The sequence below is a fragment of the Candidatus Ponderosibacter sp. Uisw_141_02 genome, from assembly GCF_048087665.1.
GTDB lineage: Bacteria > Pseudomonadota > Alphaproteobacteria > Puniceispirillales > Puniceispirillaceae > UBA3439.
Genome location: NZ_CP159807.1, coordinates 2215829 through 2232830 on the forward strand (window position 1 = coordinate 2215829; position 17002 = coordinate 2232830).

The following is a 17002-nucleotide window of genomic DNA, read 5'->3' on the forward strand; positions in this document are numbered from 1 at the left end:
CATACACAAAACCATAAAAAAGGGCCGCCAAACATTTGGCAGCCCTTTTTTTATCTGATGAACAATGGCTAGAGCGCTTCGATGACCGCATTCAAAAACGCAGCTTCTGCCTCATTTACATTGGCCGCTTTTTCTTTTAACGCCGCCGCATCAGCACTGCCAAGATCAATGGCACGCTCGGCCAGAATCGTCACTGATTCGCCCGATACATCAGCAAGACCACCATCAATCATAAAGCGATCGGTGACTTTGCCATCTTCATGCACTTCGACAATGCCGCGTGTCAGATCGGCAAGCAATGGTGCGTGCCGTGGCAACACACCGAACAGACCCTCAACGCCCGGTGCAACAACCATCTGCACAGATTTCTGAGCCATGATGCGAGCTGGTGTTACCAGTTCCAATTGTGTCGTTTCAGCCATGCTAGCGCATCCTTATGCTGGATCGAACAGGGGTGATGCCGTTAGGCAGCGTCCTGAGTGAGTTTCTTGCCTTTTTCGATGGCCTCTTCAATCGTGCCAACAAGATAGAAGGCAGCTTCTGGAAGATGGTCATATTCGCCCTTCAAGATGCCTTCAAAGCCAGCGATTGTATCTTCGAGGCTAACAAGCTTGCCAGGTGCGCCGGTAAAGACTTCGGCAACATGGAATGGCTGTGACAAGAAGCGCTGAATTTTCCGGGCGCGCGCCACAGTCAGTTTATCTTCTTCTGACAATTCATCCATACCAAGAATGGCAATAATGTCCTGAAGTGACTTATATTGCTGCAATACTTCTTGAACTTCACGCGCGATATTATAGTGATGTTCACCAACAATCCGCGGATCAAGCATGCGTGATGATGAATCAAGCGGGTCAACCGCAGGATAAATACCAAGCTCGGCAATCTGACGTGACAAAACAGTGGTGGCATCAAGGTGGGCAAATGATGCTGCCGGTGCCGGGTCAGTCAAGTCGTCGGCAGGAACATAAATCGCCTGAACCGACGTGATTGAGCCTTTATTTGTTGTGGTAATCCGCTCTTGCAGGGCGCCCATGTCGGTTGCCAATGTTGGCTGATAACCCACCGCAGACGGGATACGGCCAAGAAGCGCAGACACTTCTGAACCAGCCTGTGTAAAGCGGAAGATGTTATCAACGAAGAACAGCACATCCTGGCCTTCTTCGTCACGGAAATATTCAGCCAAGGTCAAACCGGTCAAGGCAACACGTGAACGCGCACCTGGAGGCTCATTCATCTGTCCGTAAACAAGCGCGGCTTTTGACCCCGGGCCGTCAGTTTTGATAACGCCTGATTCAACCATCTCGTGATAGAGATCGTTACCTTCACGCGTACGCTCACCAACACCGGCAAACACTGAATAACCACCATGCGCCTTGGCAACGTTGTTGATCAATTCCATGATCAAAACGGTTTTACCAACACCAGCACCACCAAACAGACCAATCTTACCACCTTTGGCATAAGGCGCGAGAAGATCGACAACCTTAATGCCTGTTACCAGAATTTCGGCTTCGGTTGACTGGTCAACATAATCAGGGGCGGCGCGGTGAATTGGATAATATTTCTTTGATTTGACCGGCTGGCCCTCATCAACAGGCTCACCGATAACATTCAAGATACGGCCAAGGGTTTCAGGCCCGACAGGAACCGTGATTGGCGCGCCAGTATCAACAGCTTCGGCGCCGCGAACCAGACCTTCGGTCGAGTCCATCGCGATGGTACGAACAGCGGATTCGCCAAGATGCTGTGCAACTTCAAGCACAAGCCGCTGGCCATTATTGCTGACCTCAAGGGCGTTTAGAATGGCAGGGAGTTCACCGTCAAACTGAACGTCAACAACCGCGCCAATAACCTGACTGATTTTACCAATTGCTTTATTTGCCATGGTCTTCTTACTCCGGGCTAGAACCGTTTTAATTGTGGGCATCATTGCCCTGATCGTTATTTTGCTCAGCTGCTAAATTTAAAGAGCTTCAGCACCTGAAATAATTTCGATAAGTTCATTCGTAATCGCCGCTTGACGTGTTCTGTTGAACACCAATGTCAGACGGTCAATCATATCACCAGCATTCCGCGTGGCGTTATCCATTGCTGTCATCCGCGCGGCAAGTTCGGCCGCAGATGATTCGAGCAATGCACTGTAAATCTGTGTTGAAATGATGCGTGGCAACAGGTTTGCCAGCAATTCATCTTCTTCTGGTTCGTAATCGTAATTTGAACCAGCTTCATCGCCGCCAGCATCACCAACTTCAGCTGGGATCAGCTGGGTCAGTTTGACCTCTTGAGTGATGGCATTAACGAACTTGTTATAGATCATGGTGCAGACGTCAAAATCACCATTTTCAAAACCGCTGCGAACGGTTTCGCCAAGATCAGCCGCATCGGCGAACGCAACCGAGGTCCCTTGAATCCCCTCAAGGCTGGCAATGTAGCTATCGCCAAACTCACGGCGAAGCGCATCGGCAGATTTCCGGCCAACCATCAACAGCTTGACGGTTCTGCCTTCGCCTTGAAGCCGCGCAACTTCGGTACGGGTTTGGCGGGTAATTGACCCGTTAAAACCGCCACAAAGACCGCGATCAGCCGAAATAACAATCAGCAAATGATTTGCTGATTTGCCATTTCCGACAAGCAGAGCAGGTGCCGAGCTGGGATCAGCTTTGGCGGCAAGGTTGGCAATCACACCGCGCATCCGATCGGCATAAGGCCGGCCAGCTTCGGCTGCTTCTTGCGCCCGCCGCAATTTCGCCGCTGCCACCATTTTCATGGCAGCGGTGATTTTCTGCGTGGACTTGACACTGTTAATACGCGTCTTCAAATCCTTCAATGATGCCATTTACCAAACTCCATTTTGCGGTGCGACAGCCCCGCAAACGCATTCACCATTTACGAAAAGCTTTTACCAAAAGCCTCAATCGCTTTTGCCAAATTGTCAGATGTGGCATCTGACAGCGCTTTTTCATCACGGATTGTGTCAAGAACGTCCTGATTATTGCTGCGAAGATGATCAAGAAGACCAGCTTCGAAACGGCCAATATCAGTCACCGCGATCTGATCAAGAAAGCCTTTCACACCGGCGAAAATAACCGCAACCTGCTCTTCAACGAGCATTGGGCTATATTGTGCCTGCTTCAGCAATTCAGTCAGACGCGCACCACGCTCAAGCAATGCCCGTGTTGATGCGTCCATATCTGATGCAAACTGGGCAAAAGCGGCCATCTCACGATATTGTGCCAATTCCAGCTTGATACTGCCGGCAACCTGTTTCATCGCCTTGATCTGCGCGGCTGAACCAACACGGCTCACTGACAAACCGACGTTCACTGCAGGACGGATACCTTTGTAGAACAATTCAGTTTCAAGGAAGATCTGACCATCAGTGATCGAAATCACGTTGGTTGGAATAAAGGCAGACACGTCACCGCCTTGGGTTTCAATCACCGGCAATGCGGTCAATGAACCTGAACCATTATCTGCATTCATTTTCGCGGCGCGCTCAAGAAGACGTGAGTGAAGATAAAAAACATCACCAGGATAAGCTTCACGTCCTGGCGGGCGACGAAGCAAAAGGCTCATCTGGCGATAGGCAACAGCTTGCTTTGACAAATCGTCAAAAACAACAAGCGCATGCATGCCATTATCACGGAAATATTCGCCCATCGCTGCAGCGGTATAAGGGGCAAGGAACTGCATTGGTGCTGGATCCGATGCGGTTGCGGCAACCACAATCGAATATTCCATCGCGCCTTGTTCTTCAAGCGAGCGAACAATCTGGGCAACGGTTGACCGCTTTTGACCAACCGCAACATAGATGCAAAACAATTTCTTGCTGTCATCCTTGCCAGAGGCGTCATTAACCGCCTTCTGGTTGATGAAAGTATCAATCGCAATTGCAGTTTTACCGGTTTGACGGTCACCAATGATCAATTCACGCTGGCCACGGCCAATCGGGATCAAGCTGTCAATCGCTTTCAGGCCAGTCTGCATTGGCTCATGCACTGACTGACGTGGCATAATGCCGGGGGCTTTGACTTCAACGCGGCTGCGTTTGGTGTCTTTTAGCGGGCCTTTGCCGTCAATCGGATTGCCAAGCGCATCAACAACGCGGCCAAGAAGCCCCTTGCCAATCGGCGCATCAACAATCGACGCTGTCCGGCGCACAACATCGCCTTCGCGGATCGAGCGGTCGTCGCCAAAGATAACGATACCCACATTGTCGGATTCAAGGTTCAGCGCCATGCCTTTGACGCCGCTTTCAAATTCGACCATCTCACCAGCTTGAACTTCGTCAAGACCGTGGGCGCGGGCGATACCGTCACCGACTGAGAGCACACGGCCCACCTCGGCAATTTCTGCCTCGCTACCGAAATTGGCAATTTGTTCCTTGAGGATCGCTGAAATTTCAGCCGCACGAATATCCATCACGCAACACCCTTCATGGCTGATTCCAGCCGGCTAAGTTTGGTTTTGATTGACGTGTCAATCATACGAGAGCCGATACGCACAACGAGACCGCCAATCAGTGACGGATCTACACGCATCGAAAGTGACAATTTGTCGCTTCCGGCAAGCCGGGCGACGGTTTTTTCCACAACGGCCTTACGGCTGTCATCAAGCGCAACGGCTGAGATGACTTCGGCGGAGACTTGACCACGACGACGGGCATGTTCTTGCTGAAATGCCTGAATGACGCGGGGTAGCACACTTAACCGGCCATTTGCCGCCAAAGTGCCTAAAAATTTCACGGTCAGCGCATCAGCGCCAGATTTTTCCATGATTGCGGTGATCGCTGCCTGCTGTTCGCCGCGCGATAGAATGGGTGATTCGACAAGCTTTTTCAGATCTTGGCTTTCACCAAGCATGGCGCCAAGGCTGCCAAGCTCATCATGGATGGAATCAACTTTGTTGCTGTCGACAGCCAACGCATAAAGCGCGCCGGCATACCGCCCTGCAAGACCTGTAGCGCCTGAACTCACCGACTAATCCCTCATCCTGAAATAAATTCGATTTTTTGGGTGCCCACTCAGTCGCACGCTTGCGCGCCCTAACCAGTTGTGACCGGTGGTTGCTATCATAGCCATGGCCGAAAGGCAAGCAGTCAGGCCATGAAAATTTGATGAAATTGCGATGTTTCGTTATGGCAAGCAAGACCACCAAGCCTAGAGAAAACTATAGGGATCAATGTCGATCTGCATCCGTACCGATGACGGCAGTTTGATTGTGCCAAGCCAGCCTTGCAAAATATGCTGAATATTCACACTCTTATCGGCACGAATCAGCAATCTGGCGCGGTGTTTCCCCTTTAAAAACCCAATTGGGGCAATCGCCGGCCCATAGATTTGCACCGAATCAAAATGCGGGCGCGTTGCGGCGAACTGGCGGATCGCCTCAAAAAGCCGCTCTTCATGTGGTGACGCGATGATAATGGCCGCCAATTGGCCAAAGGGCGGCATTTTGGCGGCCTGCCGCGCGGCCGCCTCTTGTGCCAGAAACGCATCGCGATCACCGGCAATCAGGCTTACCAGAACCGGATTCTCAGGCTCTAAAGTTTGCAGCATTGCAGTACCCGGCCGCGATTCGCGTCCGGCACGCCCAGCAACCTGACTCAGCATTTGAAAGGTACGCTCGGCCGCGCGCAAATCACCGCCAGCAAGCCCAAGATCAGCATCAACAACACCAACAAGCGTCAAATGCGGGAAATGATGCCCCTTGGCGGCCATTTGCGTGCCAATAATGATATCGACCTCGCCATCAGTTACCGATTGGATGAACGCCTCGGCCGCTTTTGGCGTGCCAACCGTATCGCTCGACAGCAGCGAAAACCGCGCTTCGGGAAATCTTATCAAGACTTCTTCGGCAAGCCGTTCAACCCCGGGGCCACAAGCCTGCATCTGGTCTTTTGCCCCGCAGGACTTGCAATCCTTGCTTGGTCGCGATTCATGACCGCAATGGTGACAGCGCAGGCGGCCTGCCAGCCGATGCGCCACCATCCATGAATCGCAATTGGGGCATGTGACCTTGGTGCCGCAAGCCCCACATAAGGTAAGCGGCGCATAGCCGCGCCGGTTCAAGAATAACAGGCTTTGCTCACCAGCTTTTAGCCGTGACTCGATTGCCTCAACAAGCGGCGGGGCAAGCCATCGTCCGCGTTCAGGTGGGGTGGCGCGAAGATCAATTGCCGAAATATCAGGAAGCTGGGCGCCATGAACGCGTTTGGGCAAGGCCAGATAATCATAACGTGGCGACGATCCGGTTTTACCAGCATTCACCCAGCTTTCCAGTGATGGGGTCGCGCTTGCCAGCACCACCGGCACATTATCCAATCGGCCCCGCAAAACCGCCATATCACGCGCTTGATAAATCACCTGATCTTCCTGTTTAAAAGCATGTTCATGCTCTTCATCAACAATAATCAGCCCAAGCCGTGAAAAGGGTAAAAACAGCGCCGATCGCGCGCCAACCACAACCGATGCTCTTGTTTGCAAAACAAAACGCCATGATTTGCGTTTTTGCGCGGCGGATATATCCGAATGCCATTCCACTGGCGGTACACCAAAACGCGCGGTAAAACGCGCCCGCCATGCAGCCGATAGGGCAATTTCGGGAAGCAGAATCAAAACCTGCTGGCCGGCGGCAATCGCCGCTTCAACCGCCTCGAAATAAACCTCGGTCTTGCCCGATCCAGTAACCCCATCAAGAAGGCAGGCCTGAAACCCATGGCCAACCGCACCGCGTAAATGATCGGCGGCTTGCTGTTGATCCGATGTTAACGTGACATGATTAAGGTCAGGCCGCGGCAAAGGCGGCGGTTGATCGGCCGAGACAAGCTTGACCTGCAACAGGCCTGCCGTTTCCATGCCATTAATGACCGCCTGACTGGCACCGCAAGCAGCCGTAATCATTGCCGCCGTTACGCCGCCCGTCGCGGCCTGATGATTGGGCGCAGCAGATGCCTCGGTTTTAGCCAGATATTCAAGAACATGTTGCCGCGCCGTGGTAAGCCGTGTTTCGCCTGCTGGCGCGCCAATCGAATAGCGTTTTTGCTGGGGCGGACGATCAAAGGCGGCTGGCTGGCTAAGCACCATTTTCACCACCGCCCCCAAAGGCGCCATTGTCCAAGCGGCAACGCGTTCGATAAATTGAACAAGTGCATCTGACAGCGGCGGCAAAGTCACCAAACTTTCAACCGCCCGAAGCTTGGCCACCGATACATCACCAATCGCCGCGCCCATCACGATGCCCGGTAAATGCCGCCCACCAAACGGAACCATGACAATAGAACCACGCACCGCACCAACGGCCGGACCTGCCAGATAATCATAAATCCCGCCAACGGGCGCTGCCACCGCAATGGCAAGCGCCGATTGCGGCACCATGCCAAGAGATTCACTCATGATAAATCTTTATAAACATTGGATCCTGTGAAATTATCCACCATCACAACAAGCTGAATGGCGGTTGTTTTAAGATTGTGGATTTGCGCTGTTGCTTCAAGTAAACTTGCGTGGCGTGCAGAAAAAGCGCAAGCATCAATCCAGTGAAAACAGGGTCAATAACATGAAAATTTTCCTCGATAGTGCCGATATTGGCGAGATCACCGCGCTTTGCGATACTGGATTCGTTGATGGGATCACGACAAATCCATCTTTGATTGCCAAATCAGGATATAACATTCTTGAAACGATTGCTGAAATTTGCAGCCTTGTTGACGGGCCAGTTAGCGCCGAAGTCACGGCAACCGATTTCAAAACAATGCTTACCGAAGGCCAAAAGCTGGCCGCCATCGCCCCCAATGTTACGGTAAAAGTGCCATTGACCCGTGACGGGCTGATGACCTGCCGCGCGCTTAGCGATGCTGGCACCGATGTCAATGTTACTTTGTGCTTTACCGCTGGGCAGGCCTTGCTGGCGGCCAAGGCAGGCGCAAAATTCATTTCCCCCTTTGTTGGACGGCTTGACGATATCGGCCGCGACGGAATGGGGCTGATCGAAGAGATTTGCAGCATCTATGCAAATTATGATTATGATACCGAGGTTCTGGTCGCTTCGGTTCGAAGCACCCAGCATGTCGTTGACGCCGCCCTGATGGGCGCCGATGTGGTGACTTTGCCGCCAAAGATTTTGACCGCGCTTTATCATCACCCGCTAACCGATAGTGGCTTGGACGCGTTTTTAAAAGACTGGAAGGCAACTGGCCAATCTATTTTATAAGCGCGATTCTAGCGGGTTTCGCCGCATCGAAAACGCCAAGCAAAGGCAGCATTATGGCAGACGATAAATCCAAAAAAACAATCACCGCCAAAGATGTTGCCAGCTTTTTGACCAACAATCCTGCCGAAATGTCGAAATTGCTGGCAACCCAGCCAGAGCTGCTTGCGGCCTGTATCACTGCGGCGGGCACCTCGATCGAGGCCAATGAAAAAATTGACGATAAGGTGGTGAATCTGGTTCCGGCACTTGCCGCCAAGGCGCGGCAAGATGCCCGCAAATTAAGCCAGACACATCAATCGCTTTTGCATGTGGCTGCCGAAAATATGCTTAGCTGGACACGGCTTCATCACGCCACATTGGGGCTTCTTGCCAGCACCGATCTTGCCGGCGTGTGTCAGGTGATTGCAACCGAATTTCCGGTGATTTTTGACCTGAACCAATGCCAATTGATTAGCGAATCCGAAGCGGCAATTCCGGATGCGCTTGATCTGGGGCTGATGGTGCATCCGGCAGACCAGATTGACCAAGCGACCGAAGGCCGCGGGCTGTTTTTGGGGCTGCCAAATGAGGCCGCCCAGACGCTGCTGATTAAACCGGCACAAAGCCTTGCCATTATCCGGCTTCCCGATCGGCTTCCCGATCCTGTCTCGCAATGCCTGTTATTGCTTGGCGGTAAAACCGCCAATAGTTTTCATCCCGATCTTGGCAGTGACCTTCTTGTTCTTCTTGCCGAAATGGTTGGTGTCACCTTGGCGGCAAGGCTGGAATTGCAGGTGAATTCACGATGATTGCGGCGGCACATCGGGCAGCATGGCTTCGCTGGCTTGCCAGTGAAAAACGTTATGGGGCCAACACGCTAGATGCTTATGAACGCGATCTTGATGATTTTTCCAACTATCTTAATGCTGGTGCAAACGCAGCCAATGCGCCGCTATCGCGCCAAATATTTCGGGGCTGGCTAGCGCACATGGCATCACGCCAGCTTGCGCGGACAACGATTGCAAGACGGGTATCCTCACTGCGCAGCTTTTACCGGTTTTGTGGCCGCAACAAGCTTGTTGATGTTCCCGACCTTGGCTGGTTACGCGCCCCGCAACCACCGCGCGCCGTGCCAAAATCAATGTCGGTCGATGATGCCCATGCCCTGCTTCAGGCCATTTTCCACCGGCGCGGTACCGATTGGGTCAAAAAACGCGATTTTGCCGTTTTGATGCTGCTTTATGGTGCCGGATTACGCATTTCCGAGGCGCTTGGCCTTTGCCGTAAAGATGCGCCACTTGGTGACTGGCTAACCATTACCGGCAAGGGCGATAAAATGCGCGATGTGCCGATGCTAAAGGCAGCCAGCGAAGCGGTTGATGATTATCTTGGGGGTTGCCCATTTGATGGTGGGGCGCAGGCGCCATTATTTGTCAGCAGCCGTGGTAAGCCACTTGGCGCCCGCACGGTTCAACGCTTGATTGAAGGATTGCGTGTCGAGCTTGATCTGCCATCGCATGTTACGCCGCATAGTTTGCGCCATGCCTTTGCAACGCACCTTCTTGGCAATGGTGGCGATCTTCGCGCCATCCAAGAACTGCTTGGCCATGCCAGCCTGTCAACAACCCAGCGCTATACGCATGTTGACGAAACCCATCTAATCCAGATTCACCGCGACACACATCCACGCGCACAACGCTAACCGCACAAGCCCGCAAATTGCACCCTCGGCAGTCAGAGACGGCGAGCTAGATATGAATGGCGCGGCCATCAACCGCCAATGCGGCTTCTTTGACGGCCTCGTTTAAAGTTGGATGACCGTGGCAGGTGCGGGCAATATCTTCGGCTGAGGCACCAAAGGCCATGGCAGTGGCACATTCATGAATCACCGTTCCGGCCTCATGGCCGATAATATGAACGCCAAGAACCTTATCGGTTTTTGCACAGGCCAGAATTTTCACAAACCCATCGCTATGGCCTTGCGCCCGCGCACGACTGTTTGCTGAAAACGGAAACACACCCTTGGCAAAATCAATACCAGCTTCGGTCAATGCTTCCTCAGATTTTCCCAAAGTGGCAATTTCTGGCGCGGTATAAACAATGCCCGGTACCAGATCATAATCAACATGACCCGGCTTGCCAGCCAACATTTCAACAGCGGCAACCGCATCTTCTTCGGCCTTATGCGCCAGCATCGGCCCGTCAATCACATCACCAATGGCATAGATGTCTTCAATACTGGTCTCAAAGCGGGCATCAACCGCAATGCGGCCACGTGGTGTCATGGTAACGCCAATCTTTTCAAGCCCAAGCCCGTCTGTTGCCGGATGCCGCCCAACCGAAACAAGCGCAATATCAGCCTTTATAGTTTCTTCATCACCGCCATTGGCCGGGGTGACTGTCAGACTAACGCCATTTTTTCCGGCTTTGGCCGATTTTACCGCAGTGCTTAGACGGAATTTCAAGCCCTGCTTTTTGGCAATGGTCATAAATTTCTTGGCGATTTCAGCATCCATGCCAGGTAAGATTCGCGGCAAAAACTCGATGACTTCAACCTCGGCACCAAGGCGCGCCCAAACCGTACCAAGCTCAAGCCCGATATAGCCTGCGCCAATCACCACCATTTTCTTTGGCAAGGTTTCAAGACTCAAAGCGCCGGTTGAGCTAACAATATGTTTTTCATCAATGGTAATGCCCGGAAGGCTGGAAGGGTGACTGCCGGTGGCAATCATGATTTTGCCAGCTTTATAATCGCCTTTATCCTTACCATCGACAATGGTCACGCTTCCCGCACCCGTGATAGTTACGCTTCCTTCAAGGCGAGTGATTTTGTTTTTCTTGAACAGAAAATCAATGCCGCCGGTCAGCGTGTCAACAATATCACTTTTCGATTGCATCATCTGTTTGAGATCAAGCGCAACCGATCCAAGCGATATGCCCAATTTGCCAAGCGTGCCTGACGAGGCATTTGCAAAATGCTCGGACGCATTCAAAAGCGCCTTTGACGGAATACAGCCAACATTCAAACAAGTGCCGCCAAGCGTTGCCCGTTTTTCGATGCAGGCAACATTCATCCCAAGCTGGGAAGCGCGAATCGCCCCAACATAACCGCCCGGGCCAGCACCAACAATGATGAGATCAAAGCTGTTATTCTGCATTTGTCTTTCCTTTTTGCCGGCAATTTCTATAAAGCGATTTTGCAATGCGTGCCGTTAGACGCCCATTAACAAACGGCGCGGGTCTTCGGCCATTTCCTTAATCCGTGCCAGAAATGATACGGCCTCACGACCATCAATAATACGATGGTCATATGATAGGGCCAAATACATCATCGGGCAAATCACAATCTGGTCATCAATCACAACAGCGCGCTTTTCGATTTTATGCATGCCAAGGATGCCGCTTTGCGGCGGGTTCAAAATCGGCGTTGACATCATTGACCCGTAAACACCGCCATTCGAAATGGTGAAGGTGCCACCAGCCATATCATCAGGCGCAATTTTGCCATCGCGCGCACGAAGACCAAAATCCGAAATTGCGCGTTCGGTATCGGCCAAACTCATTTCACCAGCATCTTTGATGACCGGTACAACAAGCCCTTGCGGCGTGCCGACAGCAACTCCGATATTATAGTAATTTTTATAGATAATATCAGTGCCATCAATTTCGGCATTTACCGCCGGAAATTCACGAAGCGCCTGAATGGCCGCCTGCACAAACACACCCATAAAACCAAGCCGGACTTCATGCGCAGCTTCGAATGCATCTTTATAATCAGCCCGCAATTTCATCAGCGATGACATGTTCACCTCGTTAAAGGTGGTCAGCATCGCCGCGCTATTTTGCGCCGCTTTCAGCCGTGCGGCAATGACCTGCCGCAATTTCGACATGCGAACACGCTCTTCACGCGCCGCATCAACCGCCCGCGGTGTTGCCCGTGCTGGTGTTGGCGCATTTGCCGTTGCCATGACGCTTTGTGCCAGTGCAGCCTGAGGCTTGTTTATCGCCGCCAAAACATCAGCCTTGGTCAATCGCCCGCCAACACCCGTTGCCACGATATTTGCCGGATTGAGTTTATGTTCATCAACCAGCCGCCGCACTGCGGGGGACAGGTCAGAATTGTCAATTGCCGCTGACGCAGATGCCGCCGCCACAACCGGGGCAGGAGTGTCATCAGCCGCTTTTGCTGGCGCTGATTTTGGTACCTCTTGTTTTGGTACCTCTTGTTTTGGTGCCTGTTGTTTCGGAGCCGGTTTAGCACCTGCCGCGCCTTCTTCAACTCGCGCCAAAAGCGCGCCAACTTCAACGGTTTCACCTTCAGCAGCGATGATTTCGCCAAGCTTGCCGGCAACCGGTGACGGCACTTCCAATGTCACCTTATCCGTTTCCAGCTCAACAATCGGTTCATCTGCAGCGACCGCGTCGCCAGCCTTTTTTATCCAGCGGGCAATCGTTGCATCGCTGACTGATTCGCCAAGTGTTGGAACATGAATTTCAATTGACATTATAAGCACCCTCCTACGGTACCTTGTCTAAAAGCTTGTAAAAAAACAGGCTTTGTCTATTTTTATGTCGGACCAGCTTTTTGGGATGCAGCCACCATTGGGCCAAGAGCCTCTGCAACAAGTTGCTTCTGTTCTTTCACATGACGAGCAAAAGAGCCGGTAGCTGGCGACGCAGCGGCAGGGCGGCCAGCATATTTCAACCGACTTTGCTTCAAGTTAGCCGCTTGCATCGCATCTTCAATAAAGTCACGTACAAATGTCCACCCACCCATATTTTTGGGCTCTTCCTGGCACCATATAACTTCAGCATTAGGCGTCTTAGATAACAACTCAAAAGTAGTTTTTGATGGAAATGGATATAATTGCTCAACACGCAAAATTTCAATATCCCACGCTTCTGCAGCGTCACGAGCGTCTGCCAAATCATAGTAGATCTTGCCTGAACACATGACAATGCGTTTAGCTGCACCATGTTTTACGTTACAGTCACGCTCGTCAAGCAACCGGTGAAATGTTGTGCCTGGGCCTAGCTCTCGTAAACTTGAAACAGCAGAGCGATGACGCAGTAAGGATTTTGGTGTCATCGCAACAAGAGGTTTTCTAAAGTCTCTCCGAAGCTGACGGCGCAAGACATGAAAATGGTTCGCTGGGGTAGTGCAGTTGACTACCTGCATATTATCCTCTGCACATAATTGCAGATAACGCTCAAGACGCGCCGATGAATGTTCTGGGCCCTGCCCCTCGTAACCATGGGGCAGCAGCAAGACCAAACCACTCATCCGAAGCCATTTGGCTTCGCCTGATGAAATAAACTGATCGATTACAACCTGCGCGCCATTTGCAAAATCACCAAATTGCGCTTCCCACATCACAAGGGCATTTGGTTCGGCTTGGGAAAAGCCATATTCAAATCCCATGACAGACGCCTCAGAGAGAGGAGAGTCAATAACTTCAAACATTGCCTGTTCTGGGCCAAGGTTAGCAAGTGGGATGTAACGCTCTTCAGTAACCTGGTCCACAAAAACGGAGTGACGCTGGCTAAAGGTGCCGCGTCCCGAATCTTGACCAGAGAGACGCACAGGGTTTCCTTCAAGCAACAATGAGCCAAAAGCCAAGTGCTCAGCCGTTGCCCAATCAATGTTTTGACCAGAACTAATGCTTTCGGCCCGGCCTTTTAATATTCGTAATAGCTTTGAATTGAGTTGTAAACTTTCAGGCGGAGTTGTCATGGTTTTGCCTATACGGCTAAGCAACTCTAGGCTAACCGCAGTATCTCCACGCCTATCTTCGCCATGCGCTGAAACCATACCAGCCCATTTTCCCTCAAGCCAGTCAGCTTTGTTTGAAATATAACTGGTTCCAGCATCAAACTCTTCGTCAAGATAGGCAATGCGATCATCTATAACTTTTTGAGCGCCTTCAGAGGTAAAAACACCCTCATGAACAAGTTGTTCAGCGTAGATTTGTTTGACTGATTTGTGATCCCTTATTTTTTTATACATTAGAGGCTGGGTGAACATAGGTTCATCACCCTCATTATGACCAAACCTCCTGTAACAAAACATATCAATGACTACATCACTACCAAAAGCGTGACGAAATTCTGTTGCAATTCTGGCAACATGTACAACCGCTTCTGGATCATCTCCATTTACGTGAAAGATTGGCGCCATTACCATTTTAGAAACATCGGTTGGGTAAGGCGATGACCGTGAATAGTGTGGGCTGGTAGTAAAGCCAATTTGATTGTTGACTATTATGTGGATTGTTCCACCAGTTTTGTAGCCACGCAAATCAGAAAATGCGAATGTCTCAGCAACCACACCTTGGCCGGCAAAAGCAGCATCTCCATGCAATAAAATACCCACGACCTCCCTCCGGTCAGAGCCAGGTCTTTGTTGTTGTTTAGCTCGAACCCTACCCACCACAATCGGGTCTATGATTTCAAGGTGTGATGGATTTGGGGCCATAGAGAGATGAACTGGAGACTTGTCAAAGTCACGGTCAGCAGAGAAGCCCATGTGATACTTAACATCTCCAGAACCCCCAGCTTGCTCTGGGTTAGCAGGGTTTCCTAGAAATTCAGAGACGATGGCGCGGAACGGTTTTTGCAAAAGATTGTGAAGAACATTTAATCTGCCACGATGCGCCATACCTATAACGGCCTCATTCAGCCCAAGCTGGCTGCCTCGTTTTAGGATTTGCTCAAGTGCAGGAATTACAGCCTCACCACCATCCATTCCAAAGCGTTTTGTGCCAGTATATTTTTTATGGAGATAACGCTCAAACTCATCAGCATCAACAAGCCGTTGAAAAATAGCTTGCTTGCCTTTAACCGTAAATTCAGTTTGATTACCAATCGCCTCGATGCGTTCTTGGATCCAGGCTTTTTGCGCCGGATCCTGAACATGCATGAATTCAACACCAATCGTGCCGCAATAGGTCTGACGAAGTCGATCAAGGATTTCGGTTAATGTCGCGGTTTCTAGCCCCAATACATAATCAATGAAGATTGGTCGATCCCAATCATCCTCACCAAAGCCATAGCTTGCCGGATCAAGCTCAGGGTGAAGTGGCTTTTCTTCAAGCGCTAACGGATCGAGATTTGCCAGAAGATGACCGCGAATACGATAGGCCCGGATCAGCATCACGGCACGAAGCGAGTCCAATGTTGCGGCGCGCATATCGCCAGCATTGATATTGCTTCCCGATTTATGCGCCTGTGCCACTGCCTTGATCGATGCGTCAGCATCAACCGCGCCAACAACGCGGCTTTGCGGCCGACCCCAGCTTGGCCCAGATTCGGTATCAGCGCCAAAATCAGCTGCCTTGCCAAGCTGTTCGAAATAGGCAGCCCAATGCCGATCAACCGATGACGGGTTATCACGCCACGCTTTATTCATTTCAGCTATGAATGTGGCATTTGCGCCAGAAAGCAGGCTGAAATCAATCTCGGCGGCGGCTGCCACATCACCAACATTAGAAGCAATATCATCCATGAAATAATTCACATTTCCTAGCGTATAAAGGCTCAAACACAAGGGTTAGTCTATTCGTTAATTCCGGTAATTCAAGTCGTATAAAGATTTCCTGCCTTATGGCAATCAATTCTGCGTTTTCAGGTCAAAAATCCGCCGCCGCCAGCCCCTCAAGACCAGTTGTCAATCCTCAAACAGAAGGCCGGATTTCGCCGGCCTTCTGGTTTATGAAAAGCGTCTCGGGCAAGGACCCGATGCCTAGAGATTATCAACAACCTCATTCAGGGCTTTGACTGCCGCAACTGAATTATCAAACATTGTCTGCTCATCAGCATCAAGGGCAATTTCGACAATCCGCTCGACACCATTGGCACCAAGAATAACCGGCACACCAACATAAAGCCCGTTCAGGCCATAAGCGCCATCAACATAAGCCGCACATGGCAAAAGCCGCTTTTTATCTTTTAAATAAGCATCCGCCATATCAATTGCCGATGATGCTGGGGCATAAAAGGCCGACCCGGTTTTTAATAGCCCGACAATTTCAGCGCCACCATCACGGGTACGCTGAACGATTTCGGCAATTTTTGCATCGGTTGACCAGCCCATCTTGATCAGATCAGGAACCGGAATACCAGCAACCGCCGAATAACGCACAAGCGGCACCATCGTATCGCCATGTCCACCAAGAACAAAAGCGGTCACATCTTCGACTGACACATCAAATTCTTCGGCCAAGAACAGGCGGAAACGTGCCGAATCAAGAACACCAGCCATGCCAACAACCTTGTTGGTCGGCAGGCCAGATGCCTTTTGCAAAACACCAACCATCACATCAAGCGGGTTGGTGATACAAATCACAAAAGCATCCGGACAATGATCCTTGATGCCAGCGCCAACCTGATGCATCACCTTGGTGTTGATACCAATCAAATCGTCGCGGCTCATGCCTGGCTTGCGTGCCACACCGGCGGTTACAATCACCACATCGCTTCCAGCCAGCGCGGCATAATCATTGGCGCCAGACACATTTGCGTTAAAGCCCTCAATCGGACTTGCCTGTACAATATCAAGTGCCTTGCCTTGCGGGATACCTTCGGCAATATCAAAAAGCACCACATCGCCAAGCTCTTTTAGCCCGGCCATAAGTGCCAAAGTACCGCCGATATTACCGGCGCCAATAAGAGAGATTTTATTTCGTGCCATATCAATGAATTCCATAAATTGCAGGGTGAAATCGTACCCCGCCATGTTTTGAGGCTATACCGCCCCGCGAAGCGCGTATTTTTGGTGTACCTAACTATCAAATAACATACAAGAACAAAC

13 protein-coding genes are annotated in these 17002 nt (G+C 51.2%); 3 read left to right on the forward strand and 10 right to left on the reverse strand.

What is annotated here, in order from left to right:
* Window positions 1–68: 68 nt before the first annotated feature.
* The 6 genes from atpC to ABXT40_RS10965 form a co-directional block, all read right to left on the reverse strand.
* Window positions 69–422 (reverse strand): ATP synthase F1 subunit epsilon, encoded by a 354-nt coding sequence (gene atpC / locus ABXT40_RS10940; protein ID WP_443645631.1) that lies wholly within the window; start codon window positions 420–422, stop codon window positions 69–71.
* 41 nt (window positions 423–463) lie between these two features.
* Window positions 464–1930: a F0F1 ATP synthase subunit beta gene (gene atpD, locus ABXT40_RS10945; RefSeq protein WP_443647015.1), complete on the reverse strand. Its 1467-nt coding sequence runs from the start codon at window positions 1928–1930 to the stop codon at window positions 464–466.
* A gap of 36 nt (window positions 1931–1966) precedes the next feature.
* Window positions 1967–2839: a F0F1 ATP synthase subunit gamma gene (locus tag ABXT40_RS10950; protein ID WP_443645632.1), complete on the reverse strand. Its 873-nt coding sequence runs from the start codon at window positions 2837–2839 to the stop codon at window positions 1967–1969.
* A 50-nt stretch (window positions 2840–2889) separates the two neighbouring features.
* Window positions 2890–4425 (reverse strand): F0F1 ATP synthase subunit alpha, encoded by a 1536-nt coding sequence (atpA, locus tag ABXT40_RS10955; RefSeq protein ID WP_443645633.1) that lies wholly within the window; start codon window positions 4423–4425, stop codon window positions 2890–2892.
* The gene (locus tag ABXT40_RS10960; RefSeq protein WP_443645634.1) at window positions 4425–4979 is read right to left on the reverse strand and encodes a F0F1 ATP synthase subunit delta; all 555 of its coding nucleotides are present in this window, start codon (window positions 4977–4979) and stop codon (window positions 4425–4427) included. Before ABXT40_RS10960 ends, atpA begins: the two co-directional genes overlap by 1 nt.
* A gap of 183 nt (window positions 4980–5162) precedes the next feature.
* Entirely contained in the window at window positions 5163–7397 is a 2235-nt protein-coding gene (locus tag ABXT40_RS10965; RefSeq protein ID WP_443645635.1) for a primosomal protein N', read from the reverse strand.
* A 163-nt stretch (window positions 7398–7560) separates the two neighbouring features.
* Between ABXT40_RS10965 and fsa the strand changes: the two genes are divergently transcribed.
* From fsa to ABXT40_RS10980, 3 genes are read left to right on the forward strand one after another with little or no spacing between them, the layout of a single operon-like run.
* On the forward strand, window positions 7561–8214 hold the full coding sequence (fsa, locus tag ABXT40_RS10970) for a fructose-6-phosphate aldolase (RefSeq protein WP_443645636.1): 654 nt from the start codon (window positions 7561–7563) through the stop codon (window positions 8212–8214).
* A gap of 53 nt (window positions 8215–8267) precedes the next feature.
* Window positions 8268–9002, forward strand: a complete 735-nt coding sequence (locus ABXT40_RS10975) for a DUF484 family protein (protein ID WP_443645637.1) — start codon at window positions 8268–8270, stop codon at window positions 9000–9002.
* Window positions 8999–9895: a tyrosine recombinase XerC gene (locus ABXT40_RS10980; protein ID WP_443645638.1), complete on the forward strand. Its 897-nt coding sequence runs from the start codon at window positions 8999–9001 to the stop codon at window positions 9893–9895. Before ABXT40_RS10975 ends, ABXT40_RS10980 begins: the two co-directional genes overlap by 4 nt.
* 46 nt (window positions 9896–9941) lie before the next feature.
* On the opposite strand, the gene lpdA is transcribed toward ABXT40_RS10980, so the two are convergent.
* From lpdA to mdh, 4 genes are all read right to left on the reverse strand, one after another.
* Entirely contained in the window at window positions 9942–11351 is a 1410-nt protein-coding gene (gene lpdA, locus ABXT40_RS10985) for a dihydrolipoyl dehydrogenase (RefSeq protein ID WP_443645639.1), read from the reverse strand.
* 54 nt (window positions 11352–11405) lie between these two features.
* Complete coding sequence (gene odhB / locus ABXT40_RS10990) at window positions 11406–12698, reverse strand: 2-oxoglutarate dehydrogenase complex dihydrolipoyllysine-residue succinyltransferase (protein ID WP_443645640.1); 1293 nt, start codon at window positions 12696–12698, stop codon at window positions 11406–11408.
* Window positions 12699–12760: 62 nt separating this feature from the next.
* The gene (locus ABXT40_RS10995; protein WP_443645641.1) at window positions 12761–15697 is read right to left on the reverse strand and encodes a 2-oxoglutarate dehydrogenase E1 component; all 2937 of its coding nucleotides are present in this window, start codon (window positions 15695–15697) and stop codon (window positions 12761–12763) included.
* Window positions 15698–15934: 237 nt separating this feature from the next.
* Window positions 15935–16882: a malate dehydrogenase gene (gene mdh, locus ABXT40_RS11000; protein WP_443645642.1), complete on the reverse strand. Its 948-nt coding sequence runs from the start codon at window positions 16880–16882 to the stop codon at window positions 15935–15937.
* Window positions 16883–17002 lie beyond the last annotated feature (120 nt).